A 22,810-nucleotide genomic window follows, 5' to 3' on the forward strand; every position below is an offset into this window, starting at 1 on the left:
TCCGTCGTACTATTCTGCTTCAGCCGGGCGTGATATCCTTCATGCCCGACTATTTCCGGTCATTTCTCACATCACATTCACAACTATGCTGCACACCAATCGCTCGCAACATCCTGTTCTGGCCCTGTTTTTGATCCTGCTGTTTTACTTTGCAGCCGCGCCGCTTTCCTGGGCCCGTGCAGACAACGGCAGTGACATTCCCACGCGTGCTGATGTTCAGGCGCAACTCGACACCCTGAATAAGCAGAAAGATCTGTCCGCCCTGGAAAAACTTGTTCAGCAGGACCTGACGGAAACCCTGGAAACGCTGGACAAGATAGAGCGCATCAAAGCCGAAACGGCCCAGCTGAGGCAGAAGGTCGCTCAGGCGCCGGAAAACATGCGTAAGGCTACGGAGGCGCTGAATGCGCTCAGCGACGTCGACAACGACGATGAAACCCGAAAAACGCTTGCCACGCTGTCGTTGCGCCAGCTTGAGTCGCGCGTGGCGCAGCTGCTGGACGATCTGCAAACGGCGCAGTCCGATCTCTCAACCTATAACAGCCAGCTGGTTTCGCTGCAAACCCAGCCTGAGCGCGTGCAGAACGCCATGTACTCCGCATCGCAACAGCTACAGCAGATACGTAACCGTCTGAATGGCGTCACCGTTGGGGAAGGGGCGCTTCGCCCCACCCAGCAAACGCTGCTGAATATCCAGCAGACGCTGCTAAACGCGGAGATTGAACAGCAGCGTAAGAGCCTGGAAGGCAACACGGTGCTACAGGATGCGCTGCAAAAACAGCGTGACTACGTGACCGCGAATATCAACCGGCTTGAGCATCAGCTTCAGCTGTTGCAGGAAGCGGTAAACAGCAAGCGCCTGACCCTGACTGAAAAAACGGCCCAGGAAGCGGTCTCGCCAGACGAGACGGCGCGTATTCAGGCCAACCCGCTGGTGAAGCAGGAGCTGGAGATTAACCACCAGCTGAGCGAACGTCTGATCCAGGCGACTGAAAACGGCAGCGCGCTGGTACAGCAGAATATCAAGGTCAAAAACTGGCTGGATCGCGCGTTGCAGGCCGAGCGTAACGTCAAGGAGCAGATTGCCGTCCTGAAGGGCAGCCTGCTGCTGTCGCGCATTCTCTACCAGCAACAGCAGACGCTGCCGTCCGCCGACGAGCTGGAAGACATGACCAATCGCATTGCGGATTTGCGTCTTGAACAGTTTGACGTCAACCAGCAGCGCGATGCGCTATTCCAGAGCGATACCTTCGTTGCCAAAGTGGAAGAGGGCCATTCAGGTGAAGTGAACGCTGAAGTTCACGACGCGCTGTTGCAGGTGGTGGACATGCGCCGCGAACTGCTCGATCAGCTCAACAAGCAGCTGGGCAACCAGTTGATGATGGCGATTAACCTGCAAATCAACCAGCAGCAGCTGGTGAGCGTTTCTAAAAGCCTCCAGGAGATCCTGACTCAGCAGATTTTCTGGGTGAACAGCAATAAACCCATGGACTGGGACTGGTTTAAATCTTTCCCGGAAACGCTGAAATCCCAGATAAAAAGCATGAAAATTACCGTGAACTGGGAGAAAGCCTGGCCTGCGGTAATGATTGCCTTCCTGGCGGGACTGCCTTTGTTGCTCATCGCTGGCGTAATACGCTGGCGTTTGAAATGGCTGAAACAGTACCAGGCGAAGCTGGCCTCGGAAGTGGGGCAACTGCGTAACGACAGCCAGCTGCACACCCCGAAAGCGATCCTGATCGATCTGATCCGTGCTCTGCCGGTCTGCCTGTTGATACTCGCCGTGGGCCTGATCCTGCTGACCATGCAGTTGAATATCAGCGATCTGCTGTGGGCGTTCAGCAAGAAGCTGGCGCTGTTCTGGCTGGTGTTTGGCCTGTGCTGGAAAGTGCTGGAAAAAGATGGCGTCGCCGTCCGCCACTTCAACATGCCGGAAAAACTCACCAGCCACTGGCGTCGCCAGATTGTACGCATCAGCCTCGCGCTGCTGCCGCTGCACTTCTGGTCAGTTGTGGCCGAGCTTTCGCCGCTGCATCTGATGGATGACGTACTGGGGCAACTGGTGATTATGCTGAACCTGCTGCTGATTGCCGTCCTTATGTGGCCGATGTGCCGCGACAGCTGGCGGGATAAAGAGTCCCATAATCTTCGTCTGGTTACCGTAACGGTGCTGGCGATCATTCCGCTGGCGCTGATGGTGCTGACGGCGACGGGTTACTTCTATACCACGCTGCGTCTGTCAGGCCGCTGGATCGAAACGGTTTATCTGGTGATTGTGTGGAACCTGCTGTTCCAGACCGTGCTGCGTGGTTTGAGCGTAGCGGCGCGCCGCATTGCGTATCGTCGTGCTGTTGCCCGTCGGCAGCATCAGGTGAAAGAGGGGGCTGAAGGGGCAGAGCCGCAGGAAGAGCCGACTATCGCCCTGGAGCAGGTCAACCAGCAAACGATGCGTATTACCATGCTGGTGATGATCGCCCTGTTTGCGGTGATGTTCTGGGCCATCTGGTCTGATTTAATTACCGTCTTCGCCTACCTCGACAGTATCACGCTCTGGCAATACAACGGTACCGAAGCGGGCGCTGCGGTAATGAAAAGCGTCACCATGGGCAGCCTGCTCTTTGCGCTGGTGTCGTCAGTGGTTGCCTGGGCGTTGATCCGCAACCTGCCGGGTCTGCTGGAAGTGCTGGTGCTCTCAAGACTGAACCTGCGTCAGGGGGCGTCGTACGCCATTACTACCATCCTGAACTACGTCATTATTATTGTCGGGGCGATGACGGTATTCGGTTCGCTGGGCGTCTCGTGGGATAAACTCCAGTGGCTGGCGGCAGCGTTGTCGGTGGGTCTCGGCTTCGGCTTGCAGGAGATCTTTGGTAACTTTGTCTCTGGCCTGATTATCCTGTTCGAACGTCCGGTGCGTATCGGCGATACCGTCACCATCGGCACCTTCTCCGGGACCGTCAGCAAGATCCGCATCCGTGCGACCACCATTACCGACTTCGATCGTAAAGAGGTGATCATCCCGAACAAAGCCTTTGTGACCGAGCGCCTGATCAACTGGTCGCTCTCGGATACCACCACCCGCGTGGTGATCCGACTCGGGGTGGCCTACGGTTCAGATCTGGATAAAGTGAAAGAGGTCCTGCTGGAAGCCGCGAAATCACATCCTAAAGTGATGCACGATCCTGCGCCTGACGTGTTCTTCACCACCTTCGGGCCAAGCACGCTGGATCATGAGCTGCGCCTGTACGTACGTGAACTGCGCGATCGCAGCTACACCGTCGATGAGCTGAACCGCACCATTGACCGTCTGTGTCGTGAAAACAACATTAATATCGCCTTCAACCAGCTTGAAGTGCACCTGCGTAACGAGAAAGGTGACGAGCATACGGAAGTGAAGCGCGAGATTAAGGGGGACGACCCGACTCCCGCCTGAATTATTTCCCTCTCCCCACTGGGGAGAGGGCAGGGTGAGGGGGAAGTTTCCCCTCAAAATCCCGCCGCACAATCTCCAGCGCTTTCAGCACCGTCTCAGCCGGGATCGCATGATTCTCCAGCAGCATAATTAAATCGACGGCCAGTTTGACCTCATCGGGGGCATTTTCCAGTGACATCAGCGGCTCCTGTTAACGGGTCAGGCGTTCAATGACGCGTTCAATCTCATCCAGCGCCTGACGGCAGCGGACGATGCGGCCTTCCAGCGCGCTGATTTCACGCATTAATAACTGCTGCTCTTCCAGCGTTTCGCTGATGTTCAGGCGGGCTTCGCGCTCACGCTTCATCTCAAACAGACGGCGCTCAAACTCCTGGTTCTCCAGCCGCTTGCGCTGCCATTTTCCCAGTCCCGGCGAGGCGCTGTCCCACGCCCGTAGCGGCCAGGCGGCGATTTCCCGGTGCAGGGCGGTGATCTGCTCGGTAAGATGCTCCGCAAGCCACGCGACCTGTTCCTGCTGTTCACTCTCAACCGCGTGGCGAAGCTCGTCGAGGTTGGTCTGCGCTTCAGCAAGATAATCCTGAATGACGGTGCTGCGGGTGCGGAAGAGCTGCCGGTCAAAGCGCGGTTTCAGCGTGGCGTGGCCCATCAGCGGTGTGGCCTGCGCCCGCAGCGCGATCAGCTGATTTTGCAGCCTCTCAAGAAGCAGTGCTGTTTTCAAGGCGCTCTCCAGTGGTAAAGTAGCCGTTCAGTTTGATAACGATTCGCATTATGCAGCGTACTATTTTAATCATCATTGGCTGGCTCGCGGTAGTGCTGGGTACGCTGGGTGTGGTTTTGCCCTTGCTGCCGACCACCCCGTTTATCCTGTTGGCCGCCTGGTGCTTCGCCCGCTCGTCGCCGCGTTTTCACCACTGGCTTCTGTACCGCTCGTGGTTCGGCGGCTACCTGCGGCACTGGCAAAAACACCGGGCTATGCCGCCCGGGGCCAAGCCGCGCGCCATTGCCTTCATCCTGATCACCTTCGCCGTCTCGTTATGGCTGGTGAAAATGATGTGGGTGCGCATTCTGCTGCTGGCGATCCTGGTTTGCCTGCTGATCTTTATGTGGCGGATCCCCGTGGTTGATGAAAAGCAACAAAAGCACTGAAGCCTCATCATGGCGGTTGCAATTATGGCGCACAGCCAGTAAATTCGACCGTTTTCGAGCACAGGTGCGCCTGGTCAAAGGTTAAACAACTGTTACTTTGACCGACTCGTCGCGCGCCGTGAGTAACACTGTTTCATTTAGGCACAAACCGATGACCGCAACTGCACAGCAGCTTGAATATCTGAAAAATAGCATCAAAAGTATCCAGGACTATCCAAAACCTGGCATTCTTTTCCGCGATGTCACCAGCTTGCTGGAAGACCCGAAAGCGTACGCCCTCAGCATTGAACTGCTGGTTGAGCGTTATAAAAACGCCGGGATCACCAAAGTAGTAGGTACTGAAGCCCGTGGCTTCCTGTTTGGCGCACCGGTTGCGCTGGCGATGGGCGTGGGTTTTGTGCCGGTGCGTAAGCCGCGCAAACTGCCGCGTGAAACCATTGCTGAGAGCTATGAGCTGGAATACGGCACCGATCAGCTGGAAATTCACGTTGATGCTATCAAGCCAGGCGACAAAGTGCTGGTGGTGGACGATCTGCTGGCAACCGGCGGCACCATCGAAGCGACCGTGAAGCTGATCCGTCGTCTGGGCGGGGAAGTGACCGACGCGGCATTCATCATCAACCTGTTCGATCTCGGCGGCGAGCAGCGTCTGGAAAAACAGGGTATTACCAGCTACAGCCTGGTGCCATTCCCGGGACATTAATCCCATATCTCACAACCTCGCTCAATGGGTGAGGTTGTGATAGCATTCCCCTCCATTAATTCACCTTCCAGCGTTGCAGAGCCTGCCCATGAGTTATCAGGTGTTAGCCCGTAAATGGCGACCACAAACCTTTGCTGACGTTGTCGGTCAGGAACATGTGCTGACGGCCCTGGCGAACGGCTTGTCGCTAGGTCGCATCCATCACGCCTATCTTTTTTCCGGCACCCGCGGCGTCGGTAAAACCTCTATTGCCCGTCTGCTGGCAAAAGGTCTGAACTGCGAAACCGGGATCACCGCCACCCCGTGCGGCGTGTGCGACAACTGTCGTGAGATCGAGCAGGGGCGTTTTGTCGATCTGATTGAGATCGACGCCGCCTCGCGCACCAAAGTGGAAGACACCCGCGATCTGCTCGACAACGTGCAGTACGCCCCGGCGCGCGGCCGCTTCAAGGTCTATCTGATCGATGAAGTGCACATGCTGTCGCGCCACAGCTTCAACGCCCTGCTGAAAACGCTGGAAGAGCCGCCTGCGCATGTCAAATTCCTGCTGGCGACCACCGATCCGCAAAAGCTGCCGGTCACGATCCTCTCACGCTGCCTGCAATTCCATCTGAAGGCGCTCGACGTTGAGCAGATCCGCGCTCAGCTTGAGCATATCCTCGATGAAGAGAACATTGTCCATGAACCGCGCGCGCTGCAACTGCTGGCCCGTGCCGCGGACGGCAGCCTGCGCGATGCGCTGAGCCTGACCGACCAGGCGATTGCCAGCGGTGACGGTAAACTCTCCACCGACGCGGTCAGCACCATGCTCGGCACGCTGGATGACGATCAGGCGCTGTCGCTTATTGAAGCGATGATTGCCGCCAACGGTGAGCGGGTAATGACCCTCGTCAACGACGCCGCTGCCCGTGGCATTGAGTGGGAAGCGCTGCTGGTCGAGATGCTCAGCCTGCTACACCGCGTGGCGATGCTGCAACTGTCCCCGTCGGCCATTGGCGCGGACATGGCGACCATTGAGCAGCGGATGCGCGAACTTGCGCGCACCGTGCCGCCGGCTGACGTTCAGCTTTATTATCAGACGCTGCTGATCGGCCGCAAAGAGCTGCCGTTTGCACCGGATCGCCGGATGGGCGTTGAAATGACGATGCTGCGCGCACTGGCCTTCCATCCGCGCAAGCCATTGCCGGAGCCGGAAACGCCCCGGCAGTCCTTTGCGCCGGTTGCGCCGACCGCGGTAATGTCACCGCAGCAGGTGCCACCGCAACCGGCATCGCCGCCGCCGCAAAACGTGCCGCTGTCGGATGCCACCAGTTCGGTGCTTGCCGCACGAAGCCAGTTGCAACGTGCGCAGGGAGCAACCAAACCAAAAAAGAGTGAACCGGCAGCGCCTGCAAGAGCGCGGCCGGTGAACAACGCCGCGCTTGAACGACTGGCCTCGGTAACGGAGCGCGTGCAGTCGCGTCCGGCACCGTCCGCGCTCGAGCAAAAAGCCCCGGCGAAAGAAGAGGCATACCGCTGGAAGGCGACTACCGTTGTTGAAACGGTCAAGGAAGTGGTCGCCACGCCAAAAGCGCTGAAAAAGGCGCTGGAGCATGAAAAAACGCCGGAGCTGTCCGCGAAGCTCGCGGAAGAGTCCATCGAGCGCGACGCCTGGGCCGCTGAGGTCAGCAAACTTCAGCTGCCGAAGCTGGTTGAGCAGGTCGCGCTGAACGCCTGGAAAGAGCAGGACGGTAATCAGGTGCGTCTGCACCTGCGCCCTGGCCAGCGGCACCTCAACTCCCCAGGCGCGCAAAAGGCGCTGGCCGAGGCGCTTACCGCATTACAGGGTGTGCCGGTTGAATTGACTATCATTGAAGATGATAATCCGGCGGTGAAAACGCCGCTCGAGTGGCGACAGGCGATTTATGAAGAGAAGCTCGCGCAGGCGCGCGAGTCGATTATCGCGGATAACAACATCCAGACCCTGCGCCGGTTCTTCGACGCCGATCTGGATGAAGAGAGTATTCGCCCCATTTGATCGTGAGTCTGACTTACGGTTGTAATCCTTAACGTGAAAGAAGAGAGAAGCCTATGTTTGGTGGAAAAGGCGGTCTGGGTGGCCTGATGAAGCAGGCTCAGCAGATGCAGGAAAAAATGCAGAAGATGCAGGAAGAGATCGCTCAACTGGAAGTCACGGGTGAATCCGGTGCCGGTCTGGTCAAGGTGACCATCAACGGTGCGCATAACTGCCGTCGCGTGGAAATCGACCCGAGCCTGCTCGAAGACGACAAAGAGATGCTGGAAGATCTGGTTGCAGCCGCGTTTAACGATGCCGCTCGCCGTATCGACGAAACCCAGAAAGAGAAAATGGCCTCTGTTTCCAGCGGTATGCAACTGCCGCCGGGCTTTAAGATGCCATTCTGATGCAAACCAGTCCGCTGCTCACGCAGTTAATGGAAGCACTGCGCTGCCTGCCGGGCGTTGGCCCGAAGTCGGCGCAGCGTATGGCGTTTACGCTATTGCAGCGCGACCGCAGCGGCGGGATGCGCCTGGCGCAGGCTCTGACCCGCGCCATGTCAGAAATTGGTCACTGTGCGGATTGCCGTACCTTTACCGAGCAGGACGTATGCAACATCTGCACGAACCCGCGTCGTCAGGAAAACGGTCAGATTTGCGTGGTGGAGAGTCCGGCGGACATCTACGCCATCGAACAAACCGGGCAGTTTTCCGGCCGCTATTTTGTGCTGATGGGGCATCTCTCCCCGCTGGACGGCATCGGCCCGGACGATATCGGTCTCGATCGTCTGGAGCAGCGCCTGGAGTCGGAAACCATCAAAGAGGTGATCCTCGCCACCAACCCCACGGTGGAAGGGGAGGCAACCGCCAACTACATCGCCGAACTGTGCGCGCAGTACGGCGTTGACGCCAGCCGCATCGCCCACGGCGTGCCGGTCGGCGGTGAGCTGGAGATGGTCGACGGCACCACGCTGTCGCACTCGCTGGCCGGACGTCACAAGATTATTTTCTGACCAAACGGAGGCTGCGCGCGCGGCCTCCGCTTGAAAATTTCCCCCCTTATCCCCATCTCTCACTCAACGTTTTACAACCCCATTAAATGGCATTGTTGAGGTCGACTTAGATGAAAGGACAAGAAACCCGTGGTTTCCAGTCAGAAGTAAAACAGCTTCTGCACCTGATGATCCATTCCCTGTATTCCAACAAAGAAATTTTCCTGCGTGAGCTGATTTCCAACGCCTCCGATGCGGCGGACAAGCTGCGCTTCCGCGCGCTGTCTAACCCGGATCTGTATGAAGGCGACGGCGAACTGCGCGTGCGCGTCTCGTTCAATAAAGAGAACCGCACCCTGACGATTGCCGATAACGGCATCGGGATGAACCGCGACGAGGTGATCGACCACCTCGGGACCATCGCCAAATCCGGCACCAAAGCGTTCCTTGAGTCCATGGGCTCTGACCAGGCGAAAGACAGCCAGCTGATTGGTCAGTTCGGCGTAGGCTTCTACTCGGCGTTCATCGTGGCGGACAAAGTCACCGTGCGCACCCGCGCCGCGGGCGACAGCGCCGAGAACGGCGTGTTGTGGGAATCCAAAGGGGAAGGCGAGTACACCGTTGATGACATCACCAAAGCGGATCGCGGCACCGAAATCACCCTGCACCTGCGTGAAGGCGAAGACGATTTCCTGAACGACTGGCGCGTACGCTCCATCATCAGCAAGTATTCCGACCACATCGCGCTGCCGGTTGAGATTGAAAAACAGGAAGAGAAAGACGGCGAAACCGTGGTTTCCTGGGAGAAAATCAACAAGGCGCAGGCGCTGTGGACGCGTAACAAATCTGAAATTAAAGACGACGAGTACAACGAATTCTACAAGCACATCGCCCACGACTTTACCGACCCGCTGACCTGGAGCCACAACCGTGTGGAAGGTAAGCAGGAGTACACCAGCCTGCTGTACATCCCGGCACAGGCGCCGTGGGACATGTGGAACCGCGATCACAAGCATGGCCTGAAGCTGTACGTGCAGCGCGTGTTCATCATGGACGACGCCGAGCAGTTCATGCCGAACTATCTGCGCTTTGTGCGCGGCCTGATTGATTCCAACGACCTGCCGCTGAACGTCTCGCGTGAAATCCTTCAGGACAGCACCGTCACCCGTAACCTGCGTAACGCCCTGACCAAACGTGCGTTGCAGATGCTGGAAAAACTGGCGAAGGACGATGCGGAAAAATACCAGACCTTCTGGAAACAGTTTGGCCTGGTGCTGAAAGAAGGTCCGGCGGAAGACACCGCGAATGTGGAAGCTATCGCTAAACTGCTGCGCTTCGCCTCTACGCACAACGACTCCTCCGCCCAGACCGTGTCGCTGGAAAAGTACGTCTCCCGCATGAAAGAAGGGCAGGAGAAGATCTACTACATCACCGCCGACAGCTATGCGGCAGCGAACAGCAGCCCGCACCTGGAGCTGCTGCGTAAAAAAGGCATCGAAGTGCTGCTGCTGTCTGACCGCATCGACGAATGGATGATGAACTACCTGACCGAGTTCGACGGTAAGGCGTTCCAGTCCGTTGCCAAAGCTGACGAGTCCATCGACAAGCTGGCAGATGAAGTGGACGAAAGCGCGAAAGAAGCCGAGAAGGCGCTGGAGCCGTTCATTGAGCGCGTGAAAACCCTGCTGGGTGACCGCGTGAAAGAGGTGCGCTTCACGCACCGTCTGACCGATACGCCTGCCATTGTCACCACCGATGCGGACGAAATGAGCACCCAGATGGCGAAGCTGTTCGCTGCGGCGGGCCAGGCCGTGCCGGAAGTGAAATATATCTTTGAGCTTAATCCGGATCACCCGCTGGTGAAACGCGCGGCGGATACCCAGGACGACGCCCGCTTTGCGGAGTGGGTTGAACTGCTGCTGGATCAGTCCCTGCTGGCCGAGCGCGGTACGCTGGAAGATCCTAACCTGTTCATTAAACGTGTGAATGCGCTGCTGCTGGCGTAATCTTCCCTCACCCCGACCCTCTCCCACAGGGAGAGGGTGAAAGAGTTCCCTCTCCCTGTGGGAGAGGGTTAGGGTGAGGGCACCAGACCGCACTCTCCCAAATTATCTCCCCTCATTAACCGTTTCAGCCTCCCCGCCTTCCTTGAGCGATACCCGTTCTGGTGGTATTGTTTAGCGCTTTTGAAAAATTGAATCGACATTTGAGGGGATTTTCGCAATGCGTATTATTCTGCTTGGCGCTCCGGGCGCGGGTAAGGGAACTCAGGCTCAGTTCATCATGGAGAAATACGGTATTCCGCAAATCTCTACTGGTGACATGCTGCGTGCCGCTGTTAAATCTGGCTCCGAGCTGGGCAAACAAGCTAAAGACATCATGGACGCAGGCAAGCTGGTGACCGACGAACTGGTTATCGCGCTGGTAAAAGAGCGCATTGCTCAGGAAGACTGCCGCAATGGTTTCCTGCTGGACGGCTTCCCGCGCACCATTCCTCAGGCTGACGCCATGAAAGAAGCGGGCATCAACGTGGATTACGTGCTGGAGTTCGACGTACCGGACGAGCTGATCGTTGACCGTATCGTTGGCCGTCGCGTACACGCTGCTTCTGGCCGCGTTTACCACATTAAATTCAACCCACCTAAGGTTGAAGGCAAAGACGACGTGACCGGCGAAGAGCTGACCACCCGTAAAGACGATCAGGAAGAAACCGTGCGTAAACGCCTGGTGGAATACCATCAGATGACCGCACCGCTGATCGGCTACTACACCAAAGAAGCGCAGGCGGGTAACACCAAATACGCGAAAGTGGACGGCACCAAAGCCGTGGCTGACGTACGTGCAGAGCTGGAAAAAATTCTCGGCTAAGCGCACCTCTCTCACCCGGAGCCCCGGGTGAGAAAAATTCTCATCTTACCTATTGCAGCAATGGGTTTCGTTTAAACGCATTTCCGCTACAATTGACAGCCTATCAAATGGTTAAGAGGCGTGAATGAGTCAGGCGAAAACCGGCATCCTGCTTGCCAATCTGGGCACCCCAGAAGCACCTACTCCAGCGGCGGTAAAACGCTACCTGCGACAATTTTTAAGCGACACGCGCGTCGTGGATACCCCAAGACTGCTGTGGTGGCCACTGCTGCGTGGCGTCATTCTGCCGATTCGTTCCCCGCGTGTGGCAAAGCTCTATCAGTCCGTGTGGATGGAAGAGGGCTCGCCGCTGATGGTGTACAGCCGTCGTCAGGAGAAGGCGCTGGCCGCCCGCCTGCCGGACATGCCCGTTGCGCTCGGCATGAGCTACGGTAAGCCGTCCCTGGAAAGCGCCGTTGACTCTCTGCTGGCGCAGGGCGTTGAACACATTGTGGTGCTGGCTCTATATCCGCAGTATTCGTGCTCCACGGTAGCTGCCGTCTGGGACGAACTGGGGCGCATTCTGGCGACCCGCCGCCGTATACCGGGTATCACCTTTATCCGCGACTACGCCGATAACGAGCTGTACATTCAGGCGCTTGCCAGCAGCGTGCGCGCGTCGTTTGAAAAACACGGCGAGCCGGATCTGCTGCTGCTCTCCTATCACGGTATTCCGCAGCGTTTCGCGAACGAAGGGGACGATTACCCCCAGCGTTGCCGCGATACCACCCGCGAGCTGGTCTCCGCCCTCGGCCTGCCGCCTGAGAAGGTGATGATGACCTTCCAGTCGCGCTTCGGCCGTGAACCTTGGCTGACCCCGTATACTGATGAAACGCTAAAAATGCTGGGCGAGAAGGGCGTGAAGCACATTCAGGTGATGTCGCCGGGCTTCTCGGCGGACTGTCTGGAAACGCTGGAAGAAATTGCCGTCCAGAACAAAGAGTTCTTTATGGAGGCGGGCGGAACGAAATACGAATATATTCCTGCGCTTAACGACTCCCCTGAACACATCGACATGATGGTGTCACTGGTCACCACCCGCCGCTGATCGCGTTACGGGCCGGGTTTGTGCTACCATTCCCGGCCCGTATTCTTTGCACAGTTCAGACCATGAAATTTCCCGGTAAACGTAAGTCCAAACACTATTTCCCCGTCGATGCCCGCGATCCGCTGTTACAGCAAATTCAGCAGGAAAGCGAAACCAGCGCTGCCTGGGTGGTCGGTATCGATCAGACGCTGGTGGACATTGAAGCCAAAGTGGATGATGCGTTTGTCGCACGTTACGGTCTGAGCGCCGGGCACTCGCTGGTGATTGAGGATGACGTTGCTGAAGCGCTGTATCAGGAGCTGGTGCGCGAAAATCTTATCACCCACCAGTTTGCCGGCGGCACTATCGGCAACACCATGCACAACTACTCCGTACTGGCAGACGACCGCTCGGTGCTGCTTGGCGTGATGTGCAGCAATATCGAAATCGGTGGCTACGCCTACCGCTACCTGTGCAATACCTCCAGCCGCACCGATCTGAACTATTTACAGGGCGTTGACGGGCCGATTGGCCGCTGCTTTACGCTGATAAGCGATTCCGGCGAGCGTACCTTTGCCATCAGCCCCGGCCATATGAATAAGCTGCGCGCTGAAAGTATCCCGGAAGAGGTGATCGCGGGCGCGTCTGCGCTGGTACTGACCTCCTATCTGGTGCGCTGCAAGCCGGGCGAACCAATGCCGGACGCAACCATGAAGGCAATTGAGTACGCGAAGAAATACAACGTGCCTGTGGTTCTGACGCTGGGCACCAAATTCGTCATTGCCGACAACCCGGAGTGGTGGCAGGCCTTCCTGAAAGAACACGTCTCGATTCTGGCGATGAATGAAGAAGAAGCCGAAGCGCTGACCGGCGAAAGCGATCCGCTGCTAGCGTCTGATAAGGCGCTGGACTGGGTGGACCTGGTGCTCTGCACCGCCGGGCCGGTCGGGCTGTACATGGCGGGCTTCACGGAAGAAGAGAGCAAGCGTAAAACCCAGCACCCGCTGCTGCCGGGCGCAATCGCCGAATTTAACCAGTATGAGTTCAGCCGCGCTATGCGTCATAAAGACTGCATCAACCCGCTGCGTATCTTCTCTCACATCGCACCGTATATGGGTGGCCCTGAGAAGATCATGAACACTAACGGCGCGGGCGACGGCGCGCTGGCCGCGCTGCTGCACGACATTACCGCCAACGCCTACCACAAAACCAACGTGCCGAATTCCAGCAAACATACCTTCGACTGGCTGACCTATTCCTCGCTGGCGCAGGTGTGTAAGTACGCGAACCGCGTGAGTTATCAGGTGCTGAACCAGCATTCTCCGCGCTTAACGCGGGGGCTGCCGGAACGGGAAGACAGCCTCGAAGAGGCGTATTGGGACAGGTAAAAGTAAAACGGCAACCTGTGGTTGCCGTTTTTAGTGTTTGTTCCCTCTCCCTGCGGGAGAGGGTCAGGGTGAGGGCATCAGGCAGCACAAAACTTACCCCGTTACTGCCTCTTCAACCGGCGGTTTCGTCAGCATTGTCAGCATCGTATTCGCAATCTCACGCTCACCCATCACCACCTGATTCGCGCCGCGCTCGGTGATGTACTCCACTTCGTCATCATAATGGGCGCGGGCAATGATTTCGATATGCGGGCATTTTTCACGGGCTGTGGCGACAATCTCGCCAGCCTCGTAACCGTTCGGGATAGTGAGCAGCAGCCAGCGAGCGCAGTCCAGATGCGCCAGATTCATAATCTCTTCGTTAGCCGCGTTGCCCAGCACCGCGCGGATGCCACGCTCGCGAAGTTCGTCGACGCGGGTGCGTGACGTTTCAATCACTACAAGTGGAATGCCCTGAGCCATCAGTTTTTCACCCAGCAGGCTGCCGACGCGGCCAAAACCGACCAGCAGCGCGTGGTTGCAGATATCCACCGGGATCTGTTTCTCTTCTTCTGTCGCCTCTTCCAGCGTCAGCTCTTCGAGGGTTTCGGTCTTCTCGAGATATTTCTCCAGCAGGGCAAACAATACCGGGTTCAACATGATGGAGAGGATCGCCCCCGCCAGCACCAGATTTTGCCCAGCCTGTGGGAGCAGGTTCAGGGCCATCCCCAGACCGGCAAGAATAAAGGCGAACTCGCCAATCTGCGCCAGGCTGGCGGCGATGGTCAGCGCCGTGCGCGGCGAGTGACCGAACATCCGCACCAGGAAGAAGGCGGCAACGGACTTACCAAAGATGATGATTGCCAGCGTACCCAGCACGGCCAGCGGCTGCTGGATGAGGATCAACGGGTCGAACAGCATCCCGACGGAGACGAAGAACAGCACCGCGAATGCATCACGTAGCGGCAGGGTATCGTGCGCGGCGCGGTGGCTCAGCTCGGACTCGTTCAGCACCATCCCGGCGAAGAACGCGCCCAGCGCAAAGGAGACGTCAAACAGCTCGACGGCGCCAAAGGCAATGCCCAGCGCCAGCGCAAGGACTGAAAGCGTGAACAGTTCACGCGAGCCCGTGGCGGCGCTGCGGGACATGATCCACGGCACCAGACGGCGGCCCACCAGCATCATGATGGCGATAAACGCCACAACCTTACCGATGGTAATGCTCATATCTAGTGCCAGCGAGGCGAAGCCGATATTCTCTTTTTCCATCATCCCGGCGACGGCGGGCAGCAGAACCAGCGTCAACACCATTACCAGATCTTCAACAATCAGCCAGCCTATCGCGATTTGCCCGCGCTGGCTGTCTATCAGCTGCCTCTCTTCAAGCGCGCGCAGCAGCACCACGGTACTGGCGGTTGAAAGACACAGCCCAAATACGATACCGGTCATGATTGACCAGCCCAGCACCGCCGAAAGCGCCATGCCCAGCAGCGTCGCCACCCCTATCTGGGCGATCGCTCCCGGTATGGCGATCGACTTTACCGCCATCAGATCCTTCAGGGAAAAATGCAGCCCGACGCCAAACATCAGCAGGATCACGCCTAATTCCGCCAGCTCAGGCGCCAGTTTGGTATCTGCGACAAAACCCGGCGTAAAGGGCCCTGCCAGCACGCCCGCCAGCAAATAGCCTACCAGGGGCGAAATACGCAGTTTATTGGCAATCATGCCGAGAATAAAAGCGAGCACAAGTCCACCAACAATGGTGGTGATAAGCGGTGTGGCGTGGTGCATTCCGTCTCCTTTTGCGATGGGTGATCCATTTTTGGTGCAAATACCAAAAAGCCGATTAATAGTTTATGACAATTTTTACGCTTATGTTTATGAATAATTGTTGAAAACACAATAAAAAGGCAATAAGCATGAAAAAAGGCAGATTTTGATAAATTTGCTGAGGGGAGGGAGAGGAAAGCCTTATGACATCAGGTTATCCGGCTGCCAAAGTTTAACTTTGGCAGCCGTGAAGTTACGCTTTATGGCGGTTGTCAGGCAGGAATATGGTCAACATCCCCAGAAGTGGCAGGAAAGCGCAGATTTTATAGACCAGGAAGATGCTGGTGTGGTCTGCAACCATCCCTAACACGGCTGCGCCAAGGCCGCCCATGCCAAAGGCAAAACCGAAAAAGAGGCCGGAAACCATACCGATACGTCCCGGCAGCAGTTCCTGCGCATAGACCAGAATGGCTGAAAACGCCGACGCGAGAATAAAACCAATAATCACCGTCAATATTCCGGTCCATTCCAGCGTTGCGTACGGTAAAACAAGCGTAAACGGCGCAACGCCGAGGATAGAGCCCCAAATCACATACTTACGTCCGATTTTATCCCCCACAGGGCCGCCAATCACCGTGCCTGCCGCCACCGCAAACAGGAAGGCGAAGAGATGGAACTGGGCGTTTTGTACCGATAATCCGAATTTTTGCATCAGATAGAAGGTGTAATAGCTGCTGATGCTCGCCATATAAAAATATTTCGAGAAAATCAGCACCAGCAGCACGCTGACGGCAAGGATCACCTTATTGCGCGGAAGGGGGTTGGTTATCTTCGCGGCAGGTTTTCCCTTATTTACGCGATGCTGCGCGGCATACCAGCGGCTGATTTGCGCCAGGACGACAATCGCCAGCAGCGCGGCCAGCACAAACCACGCCACGTTGCCTTTACCGTAGGGCGCGATAATCACCGCCGCCAGCAGAGGACCGAGGGAGCTACCAAAGTTCCCCCCCACCTGGAACAGAGACTGCGCCAGCCCGTGGCGTCCGCCGGAGGCCATACGCGCCACGCGGGACGATTCCGGATGGAACACCGATGAACCGGTTCCCACCAGCGCCGCGGCAACCAGTACCGCCTCAAAGCTGCCAGACATGGCCAGCAGCACTAGCCCGCTCAGGGTGAAGCACATCCCAATGGGCAGCGACCATGGCATCGGGTATTTGTCCGTCCAGTAGCCCACCACCGGCTGTAGCAGCGAAGAGGCCAGCTGGAAGGTCAGGGTGATCATTCCGATCTGCACGAAGGTTAATGAGAACTCAGACTGCAACAGCGGGTAGATCGCCAGAATCAGCGACTGGATCATGTCGTTGAGCAGATGAGAGAGACTGATTGCGCCTAATACTTTAAAGGAAGTGCGCGATTTCGGCGGCGACGCCGGAGCGCCCTGGACGGGCTGGGTTGATTCACTGATTGCCATAAATACCACGTCGATTTGTTATTAGAGATGCAGGGAGTAATTATTATCCGACTAACATACCCGTCCGTGACATTTGAAGAAAGTCGCAATTCTGAAAACTTATTTGTCTATTCTTGTGAGTCACTGTAATTTTTGCGTTTGTCTATGGGTCAGGGAGAGAGAAGATGAAGTTAATGAAGCGTGGCGTCGCGCTGGCGCTCATCGCCGCATGGGGGCTAACAAGCCTGCCCGCGCAGGCGTATGAAAAAGATAAAACCTATAAAATTACCATTCTGCATACTAACGATCATCACGGCCATTTCTGGCGCAGCGAATACGGTGAATATGGCCTGGCGGCGCAAAAAACGCTGGTGGACGGCATTCGTAAAGAGGTCGCGGCCCAGGGCGGCAGCGTGCTGTTGCTGTCGGGCGGGGATATTAATACCGGCGTACCGGAATCTGATTTGCAGGATGCCGAGCCTGATTTCCGCGGCATGAATTTAATTGGTTACGATGCGATGGCGGTCGGAAACCACGAATTTGATAATCCGCTGAGCGTGTTGCGCCAGCAGGAGAAGTGGTCCAAATTCCCGTTCCTTTCCGCCAATATTTATCAGAAAAGCACCGGCGAGCGCTTGTTTAAACCGTGGGCGCTGTTCAAGCGTCAGGATCTGAAGATCGCGGTCATCGGCTTAACCACCGACGATACGGCCAAAATTGGCAACCCTGAATTTTTCACCGACATCGAATTCCGTAAACCGGCGGACGAAGCGAAGCTGGTGATCCAGGAGTTGCAGCAGAATGAAAAACCGGATGTGATTATCGCGACCACCCACATGGGGCATTACGATAACGGTCAGCACGGCTCTAACGCGCCGGGCGACGTGGAGATGGCGCGCAGCCTTCCAGCGGGCTCGCTGGCGATGATTGTGGGCGGTCATTCGCAGGATCCGGTCTGCATGGCTTCTGAGAATAAAAAGCAGGTAGATTATGTGCCCGGCACGCCGTGCGCGCCGGATCGTCAGAACGGGATCTGGATTGTACAGGCCCACGAGTGGGGTAAATACGTTGGCCGCGCGGATTTCGAATTCCGTAACGGCGAGATGAAGCTGGTGCACTATCAGCTCATCCCGGTCAACCTGAAGAAGAAAGTGACCTACCCGGACGGCAAAAGCGAGCGGGTACTCTACACGCCAGAGATCGCTGAAAACCAGCAGATGCTCTCTCTGCTGACGCCGTTCCAGAGCAAAGGGAAAGCGCAGCTGGACGTGAAGATTGGCACGCTTAACGGACGACTGGAAGGAGACCGCAGCAAAGTCCGCTTCGTGCAGACCAATATGGGGCGTCTGGTGCTGGCCGCGCAGATGGCGCGCACGAATGCGGATTTCGCCGTGATGAGCGGCGGCGGTATTCGTGACTCCATCGAAGGCGGAGACATCACCTATAAAGACGTGCTCAAAGTGCAGCCGTTTGGCAACGTGGTGGTCTATGCGGACATGAGCGGGAAGGAGGTGATTGACTACCTGACCGCCGTGGCGCAGATGAAGCCAGATTCCGGGGCGTATCCGCAGTTTGCTAACGTCAGCTTCGTCGCGAAGGACGGTAAGCTCAACGATCTCAAAATCAAAGGCGAACCGGTTGATACGGCGAAAACCTACCGCCTGGCAACGTTAAGCTTTAACGCCACCGGCGGCGACGGCTATCCGCATATCGATAACAAACCGGGCTATGTAAATACCGGGTTTATTGATGCGGAAGTGTTGAAGCAGTTTATCCAGCAAAATTCCCCGATTGACGTGAACGCGTATGAGCCGAAAGGTGAGGTGAGCTGGCAGTAGTGTGGTGCGGCCTGATGCCCTCACCCCAACCCTCTCCCACCGGGAGAGGGCGCGAACACAAAAAACGGTAACGCCTGTTACCGTTTTGCTTTTACCTCGCAGCGCCACCGGGCAATTTTCTCAATCCCGGCGCGCAATATCCGCAAATTTCGCGTCCAGCATTTTCGCCAGATCGCCCGCGGCCAGCTCAATATCCAGCCCGCGCTTGCCGCCGGAAATATAGATGGTCTCAAATTCCTGTGAAGGGGCATCGATCAGCGTCGGCAGGCGTTTTTTCTGCCCGAGCGGGCTGATGCCGCCCACCAGGTAGCCCGTGGTGCGCTGCGCCACCATCGGATCCGCCATATCCACCTTCTTCGCCCCCAGCGCTTTGGCGACCTTCTTCAGATCCAGCTGTCCCGCCACGGGAGTCACCGCCACGGCGAGATGCTTCATATCGCCATTCACCGCCACCAGCAGCGTTTTATAGACCTGGTCCGCGTTCAGCCCCAGCTTACGCACCACTTCATCACCAAAGTTGGTTTCATTCGGATCGTGATCGTAGGTGTGGATCCGGAAAGAAATGTTGTTTTTTTCAAGTAATTTAACGGCGGGAGTCATAGCTATCCTTCTTACGACAGACAATTCATGCAGCCAGCATACGCCTGACGTTTGTCTAAAAAATAGCACCATCTTGCGCAATAGTGTTGGCAGTGATGGTCACTTTGAGCGACAATCGGCTCAGCCGAAGGTCACTTCGGTATAATAAAAACGATGAAATTCCTCTTTGACGGGCCAATAGAGATATTGGCCATTTTTTTATTTCAGCAACGACGGCAAATTCCCTTCGCCGTATAAATGTAACGCCCCAACCGCCACCACGTATTCCCCCGCTGGCAGAGCATGCAGCGTCTCTCGCCAGGCTTTGTTACGCGCATTCATCAGCACATCATACAGCGATTCACTGAACGTCGACGGTAGCGTCAGCCTGCCGTCCGCGGGCGGTGCATCCAGCCACCAGCCAATCATAGTCTGCAGCAGGCGTGCGTTGGTGTGCCAGTGGGTGAGGGTATCATCCAGCAGCATCAGACCGTCGTCGGGAAGCTCTCGCAGGAGCGCAATCTGGCTGTCCGTACCTTCCAGTTCGATGATCGGCATACGGCGCGCCCGCGCCACGTTCAGCAGCTGGTAATCAATGCCGTAATCACCCCGCAGCCCCAGACGCTGGGCCTGCGTGGCCTGTAATACCATTGCGATTTGCCACAGCGGCAGGGTGTCAATCATGGAGAGCGATACGCCGGTTTCCTCGGCGACGCGCGTCAGTTCCGCGAGCTGGGCCTCATTCAGACGTTCCGCCAGCGGGAGATCGCTTTCAAGCCCGGCAAACGGTGACTCATGGCCCGAGATGTCCGCCTCGACGACCAGCGCGTCGGCGCGCTTCAGGCGCTTTATCAGACCGGGCGGCAGAGGTGACATACCCTGCGTGCCCATATGGATACTGCCGACCAGGTGCAGGTGTTGCCCGCCGGGAAGCGAGATATCCAGACCGGGCCAGGCGTAACGGCGAGGGAAAAGGGCGCGAAACGATGTTTTTATACGATGAAACAGACCCATACGCGCTCCATAAACGTAAAGGTTCATGCTAGCGCGTACGGGTACAAGGTTCAATCTTTCGGTTTAAACCGCAGCAGACGGTTAGCGTTGCTCACCACGGTAATTGACGAGAGCGCCATCGCCGCACCCGCAACAACCGGGTTCAGCAGGGTACCGGTCAGCGGCCACAAAATCCCGGCGGCAATCGGAATGCCGAGCGAGTTATAGACGAACGCCCCCAGCAGGTTCTGCTTCATGTTGCGCAACGTGGCTTTCGAAATCGCCAGCGCGTCCGCCACGCCCATCAGGCTGTGGCGCATCAGGGTGATCGCCGCGGTTTCAATGGCGACATCGCTCCCGCCGCCCATCGCAATTCCTACGTCAGCCTGCGCCAGCGCCGGGGCGTCGTTGATGCCGTCGCCCACCATCGCCACCTGGCGACCCTGACTTTGCAGGTTCTTGATGGCGTCCGCTTTGCCGTCCGGCAGCACGCCCGCGATCACCTCATCAATACCGGCTTCTTTGGCGATGGCGTTAGCGGTGGTCGGGTTGTCCCCGGTCAGCATCACCAGACGATAGCCCGCGCGGTGCAGGCGCTGTAAGGCATCTACGCTGTCCTGGCGTAACGGATCGCGCACGGCCAGCAGCGCCGCCACCTGACCATCCCTCGCCAGCAGAACCGGCGTCGCGCCCTGAGAGGCCTGCGCGTTCAGCTCAGCGTCCAGCGCGGACGTATCAACGCCGTGTTCAGTCAGCAGTGCCTGGTTTCCCAGCAGCAGCGTATGGCCTTCGGCTTCACCGCTGACCCCTAAACCGCGCAGGGTGCGGAAGTTACTTACCTGCGGCAGACGAGCATCACCGGCTTTCTCCAGGATGGCGCGCGCCAGCGGGTGGCTGGAGCCTTGTTCCAGCGCGGCGGCCAGGCGCAGGGCATCCGTCTCCGTACAGCCAACGGTACTGACGGCCACCACCTGCGGTTTGCCCTCGGTGAGCGTGCCGGTTTTATCAAAAACAAGGGTGTCCAGCGTGCTTGCCCGTTGCAGGGCGTCAGCATCACGGACCAGTACGCCAAATTCGGCGGCGCGTCCGACGCCAGAGATAATCGACATCGGCGTGGCCAGGCCAAGGGCACAAGGGCAGGCGATGATCAGTACCGTGGTGGCGATCACCAGGGTGTAGACAATCTGCGGCGCCGGGCCGAAGAAATACCAGATTGCCGCGCTCAGCAGGGCAATACCGACGACTACCGGCACAAAAATGGCGGAGATTTTATCGGCAAGCTGACCAATCTCCGGCTTACTGCTCTGCGCCTGGCGGACCATGCGAATGATGCGTGACAGCGTGGTATGGCTCCCGACCGCGCTGGCGCGGAACAGCACGCTGCCGTCCTGCACGACCGTACCGGCATGCACGGCGTCGCCCTGAGATTTCTGCTGAGGAATCGGCTCGCCGGTCAGCATCGCTTCATCCAGCCAGGCATCGCCCTGGGTGATTTCACCGTCGACGGGCACGCGGTCGCCGGTGGTCAGGCGCAGCGTCATTCCCGGCTGTACCTCTGAGAGCGGAACGCTTTTTTCCCCGTCGTCCGTGACCACGCGGGCCGTCGGCGGGGTTAAATCGAGTAATCTTTCCAGCGCTTTCGACGAGCGCTGACGCGCGCGGGCTTCGAGCATATGGCCTAAGTTAATCAGACCGATAATCATCGCACTCGCTTCATAATAGAGATGGCGCGCCTCCATCGGGAACCACTGCGGCCAGACGTTAACGCTCATCGAATAGAGCCACGCCGCGCCGGTCCCGAGGGCGACCAGGGTATCCATCGTCGCGGTGCGGTTTTTCAGGCTCTTCCAGGCGCTGGTATAGAAATGCCCGCCTGCAAACACCATCACCGCAAGGGTAATCAGACCAATCACCAGCCACAGGGTGCGGTTGTCAGCGGTGACCATCATGTTGTCACCCATCATGCCCCACACCATCACCGGAATACCGACCAGCAGGGCGACAATCGCCTGCCAGCGGAAGCGCTTCATGGTGGCGACAGCCGTTTCCTGCTGGCGCTCGCGGCGCTCGGCATCATCTTCGATGGCCTCCGCCCCGTAGCCCGCTTTCTCCACGGCCTGCACTAACTCTGCGGCGGAGGCGCTGCCCATCACCAGCGCAGTACGCTCCGCCAGGTTTACCCGTGCCTGTGCTACACCCGGTACCGCCTGTAAGGCGTTTTGTACCCGGGAAACGCAGCTGGCGCAGCTCATGCCGTTGATCAGCAGCTGTTGGCTGTCATCAATGTCATCAGCTACCGGAAGCTCAGGAGTGGCCGCTGTCAGTGCTTCCGACGGGGATGATGACTCTGCCAGCGGTTTAGCCTTTGGGTGGCTTAACTCCGCCCCGTAACCGGCCTGTTTAATGGTATCAATCAGCGCGTCGGCGCTGGCGCTGCCGGTCACGGCGGCATGATCGATAGTCACCTCAGCGCTTTCCACGTCAGGACGCTGCTCCAGGCTTTCTTTAACGCGTTTGACACAGTGGCCGCAGGAGAGGCCGTCCAGTGTCAGGTCAATAGTGTGAGACATAACAAAACTCCCGTATAATGTTCTGGTCAATTGTTGA

18 protein-coding genes and 1 other annotated feature are annotated in these 22,810 nt (G+C 57.5%); of the genes, 11 read left to right on the forward strand and 7 right to left on the reverse strand.

Annotated elements, in window-relative coordinates:
• Positions 1 to 85 precede the first annotated feature (85 nt).
• On the forward strand, positions 86 to 3,433 hold the full coding sequence (mscK, locus tag SK47_RS04695; protein ID WP_032657418.1) for a mechanosensitive channel MscK: 3,348 nt from the start codon (positions 86 to 88) through the stop codon (positions 3,431 to 3,433).
• Between the two features lies 1 nt (position 3,434).
• Here mscK and rsmS read toward each other — a convergent pair whose 3' ends face one another.
• Together rsmS and priC are read right to left on the reverse strand one after the other, a co-directional pair.
• Positions 3,435 to 3,611: a pleiotropic regulatory protein RsmS gene (gene rsmS / locus SK47_RS04700; RefSeq protein ID WP_023315540.1), complete on the reverse strand. Its 177-nt coding sequence runs from the start codon at positions 3,609 to 3,611 to the stop codon at positions 3,435 to 3,437.
• A gap of 12 nt (positions 3,612 to 3,623) precedes the next feature.
• Complete coding sequence (priC, locus tag SK47_RS04705; protein ID WP_045346373.1) at positions 3,624 to 4,151, reverse strand: primosomal replication protein N''; 528 nt, start codon at positions 4,149 to 4,151, stop codon at positions 3,624 to 3,626.
• 50 nt (positions 4,152 to 4,201) lie between these two features.
• Here priC and SK47_RS04710 point away from each other — a divergent pair, with 50 nt between their 5' ends.
• The 9 genes from SK47_RS04710 (at position 4,202) to SK47_RS04750 (ending at position 13,591) form a co-directional block, all read left to right on the forward strand.
• Positions 4,202 to 4,579, forward strand: a complete 378-nt coding sequence (locus SK47_RS04710) for a DUF454 family protein (protein ID WP_015571246.1) — start codon at positions 4,202 to 4,204, stop codon at positions 4,577 to 4,579.
• Positions 4,580 to 4,730: 151 nt separating this feature from the next.
• Positions 4,731 to 5,282, forward strand: coding sequence for an adenine phosphoribosyltransferase (gene apt / locus SK47_RS04715; RefSeq protein WP_000127359.1), 552 nt, complete (start codon positions 4,731 to 4,733; stop codon positions 5,280 to 5,282).
• Between the two features lie 88 nt (positions 5,283 to 5,370).
• Positions 5,371 to 7,299 (forward strand): DNA polymerase III subunit gamma/tau, encoded by a 1,929-nt coding sequence (gene dnaX, locus SK47_RS04720; RefSeq protein WP_047654112.1) that lies wholly within the window; start codon positions 5,371 to 5,373, stop codon positions 7,297 to 7,299.
• Positions 6,629 to 6,693: a sequence feature (DnaX frameshifting element), on the forward strand. (Overlaps the previous gene by 65 nt.)
• A gap of 53 nt (positions 7,300 to 7,352) precedes the next feature.
• Entirely contained in the window at positions 7,353 to 7,685 is a 333-nt protein-coding gene (locus SK47_RS04725) for a YbaB/EbfC family nucleoid-associated protein (RefSeq protein ID WP_003858972.1), read from the forward strand.
• Entirely contained in the window at positions 7,685 to 8,290 is a 606-nt protein-coding gene (recR, locus tag SK47_RS04730) for a recombination mediator RecR (RefSeq protein WP_006809843.1), read from the forward strand. Before SK47_RS04725 ends, recR begins: the two co-directional genes overlap by 1 nt.
• Before the next feature lie 110 nt (positions 8,291 to 8,400).
• The gene (gene htpG, locus SK47_RS04735) at positions 8,401 to 10,275 is read left to right on the forward strand and encodes a molecular chaperone HtpG (RefSeq protein WP_048243551.1); all 1,875 of its coding nucleotides are present in this window, start codon (positions 8,401 to 8,403) and stop codon (positions 10,273 to 10,275) included.
• A 217-nt stretch (positions 10,276 to 10,492) separates the two neighbouring features.
• Complete coding sequence (gene adk / locus SK47_RS04740) at positions 10,493 to 11,137, forward strand: adenylate kinase (protein ID WP_006809841.1); 645 nt, start codon at positions 10,493 to 10,495, stop codon at positions 11,135 to 11,137.
• A 124-nt stretch (positions 11,138 to 11,261) separates the two neighbouring features.
• Positions 11,262 to 12,224: a ferrochelatase gene (gene hemH, locus SK47_RS04745; protein ID WP_003858963.1), complete on the forward strand. Its 963-nt coding sequence runs from the start codon at positions 11,262 to 11,264 to the stop codon at positions 12,222 to 12,224.
• A gap of 62 nt (positions 12,225 to 12,286) precedes the next feature.
• Complete coding sequence (locus SK47_RS04750) at positions 12,287 to 13,591, forward strand: inosine/guanosine kinase (protein ID WP_022650506.1); 1,305 nt, start codon at positions 12,287 to 12,289, stop codon at positions 13,589 to 13,591.
• A gap of 93 nt (positions 13,592 to 13,684) precedes the next feature.
• Here the strand turns inward: SK47_RS04750 and ybaL are convergent, their stop codons facing one another.
• Together ybaL and SK47_RS04760 are read right to left on the reverse strand one after the other, a co-directional pair.
• A complete protein-coding gene (ybaL, locus tag SK47_RS04755) occupies positions 13,685 to 15,361 on the reverse strand; it encodes a YbaL family putative K(+) efflux transporter (RefSeq protein ID WP_022650507.1) in 1,677 nt (558 codons plus the stop codon).
• Between the two features lie 232 nt (positions 15,362 to 15,593).
• On the reverse strand, positions 15,594 to 16,814 hold the full coding sequence (locus SK47_RS04760) for an MFS transporter (RefSeq protein WP_048243552.1): 1,221 nt from the start codon (positions 16,812 to 16,814) through the stop codon (positions 15,594 to 15,596).
• 164 nt (positions 16,815 to 16,978) lie between these two features.
• On the opposite strand from SK47_RS04760, the gene ushA reads away from it, so the two are divergent.
• Positions 16,979 to 18,631: a bifunctional UDP-sugar hydrolase/5'-nucleotidase UshA gene (gene ushA / locus SK47_RS04765; protein WP_022650509.1), complete on the forward strand. Its 1,653-nt coding sequence runs from the start codon at positions 16,979 to 16,981 to the stop codon at positions 18,629 to 18,631.
• Positions 18,632 to 18,751: 120 nt separating this feature from the next.
• Here ushA and ybaK read toward each other — a convergent pair whose 3' ends face one another.
• From ybaK to copA, 3 genes are all read right to left on the reverse strand, one after another.
• Positions 18,752 to 19,231, reverse strand: coding sequence for a Cys-tRNA(Pro)/Cys-tRNA(Cys) deacylase YbaK (gene ybaK / locus SK47_RS04770; protein WP_021241623.1), 480 nt, complete (start codon positions 19,229 to 19,231; stop codon positions 18,752 to 18,754).
• A gap of 198 nt (positions 19,232 to 19,429) precedes the next feature.
• Positions 19,430 to 20,224 carry a TraB/GumN family protein gene (locus SK47_RS04775; RefSeq protein ID WP_048243554.1) on the reverse strand — a complete coding sequence of 265 codons (795 nt, stop codon included), beginning with the start codon at positions 20,222 to 20,224 and terminating at the stop codon, positions 19,430 to 19,432.
• A gap of 50 nt (positions 20,225 to 20,274) precedes the next feature.
• Positions 20,275 to 22,773 carry a copper-exporting P-type ATPase CopA gene (gene copA / locus SK47_RS04780; RefSeq protein ID WP_003858946.1) on the reverse strand — a complete coding sequence of 833 codons (2,499 nt, stop codon included), beginning with the start codon at positions 22,771 to 22,773 and terminating at the stop codon, positions 20,275 to 20,277.
• Positions 22,774 to 22,810: the final 37 nt, after the last annotated feature.

Origin of the sequence: Enterobacter sp. BWH52 (assembly GCF_001037565.1) — a bacterium.
Classification (GTDB): Bacteria; Pseudomonadota; Gammaproteobacteria; order Enterobacterales; family Enterobacteriaceae; genus Enterobacter; species Enterobacter hormaechei_C.

Excerpts from the sequence above, each read along its gene's own strand:
- SK47_RS04775 (WP_048243554.1), bottom strand. The coding sequence starts at position 20,224 with ATGGGTCTGTTTCATCGTATAAAAACATCGTTTCGCGCCCTTTTCCCT.
- hemH (WP_003858963.1), top strand. The coding sequence starts at position 11,262 with ATGAGTCAGGCGAAAACCGGCATCCTGCTTGCCAATCTGGGCACCCCA.
- apt (WP_000127359.1), top strand. The coding sequence starts at position 4,731 with ATGACCGCAACTGCACAGCAGCTTGAATATCTGAAAAATAGCATCAAA.
- dnaX (WP_047654112.1), top strand. The coding sequence starts at position 5,371 with ATGAGTTATCAGGTGTTAGCCCGTAAATGGCGACCACAAACCTTTGCT.
- SK47_RS04750 (WP_022650506.1), top strand. The coding sequence starts at position 12,287 with ATGAAATTTCCCGGTAAACGTAAGTCCAAACACTATTTCCCCGTCGAT.
- rsmS (WP_023315540.1), bottom strand. The coding sequence starts at position 3,611 with ATGTCACTGGAAAATGCCCCCGATGAGGTCAAACTGGCCGTCGATTTA.
- recR (WP_006809843.1), top strand. The coding sequence starts at position 7,685 with ATGCAAACCAGTCCGCTGCTCACGCAGTTAATGGAAGCACTGCGCTGC.
- copA (WP_003858946.1), bottom strand. The coding sequence starts at position 22,773 with ATGTCTCACACTATTGACCTGACACTGGACGGCCTCTCCTGCGGCCAC.
- SK47_RS04725 (WP_003858972.1), top strand. The coding sequence starts at position 7,353 with ATGTTTGGTGGAAAAGGCGGTCTGGGTGGCCTGATGAAGCAGGCTCAG.
- SK47_RS04760 (WP_048243552.1), bottom strand. The coding sequence starts at position 16,814 with ATGGCAATCAGTGAATCAACCCAGCCCGTCCAGGGCGCTCCGGCGTCG.
- adk (WP_006809841.1), top strand. The coding sequence starts at position 10,493 with ATGCGTATTATTCTGCTTGGCGCTCCGGGCGCGGGTAAGGGAACTCAG.
- ybaK (WP_021241623.1), bottom strand. The coding sequence starts at position 19,231 with ATGACTCCCGCCGTTAAATTACTTGAAAAAAACAACATTTCTTTCCGG.
- SK47_RS04710 (WP_015571246.1), top strand. The coding sequence starts at position 4,202 with ATGCAGCGTACTATTTTAATCATCATTGGCTGGCTCGCGGTAGTGCTG.
- mscK (WP_032657418.1), top strand. The coding sequence starts at position 86 with ATGCTGCACACCAATCGCTCGCAACATCCTGTTCTGGCCCTGTTTTTG.
- htpG (WP_048243551.1), top strand. The coding sequence starts at position 8,401 with ATGAAAGGACAAGAAACCCGTGGTTTCCAGTCAGAAGTAAAACAGCTT.
- ushA (WP_022650509.1), top strand. The coding sequence starts at position 16,979 with ATGAAGTTAATGAAGCGTGGCGTCGCGCTGGCGCTCATCGCCGCATGG.
- ybaL (WP_022650507.1), bottom strand. The coding sequence starts at position 15,361 with ATGCACCACGCCACACCGCTTATCACCACCATTGTTGGTGGACTTGTG.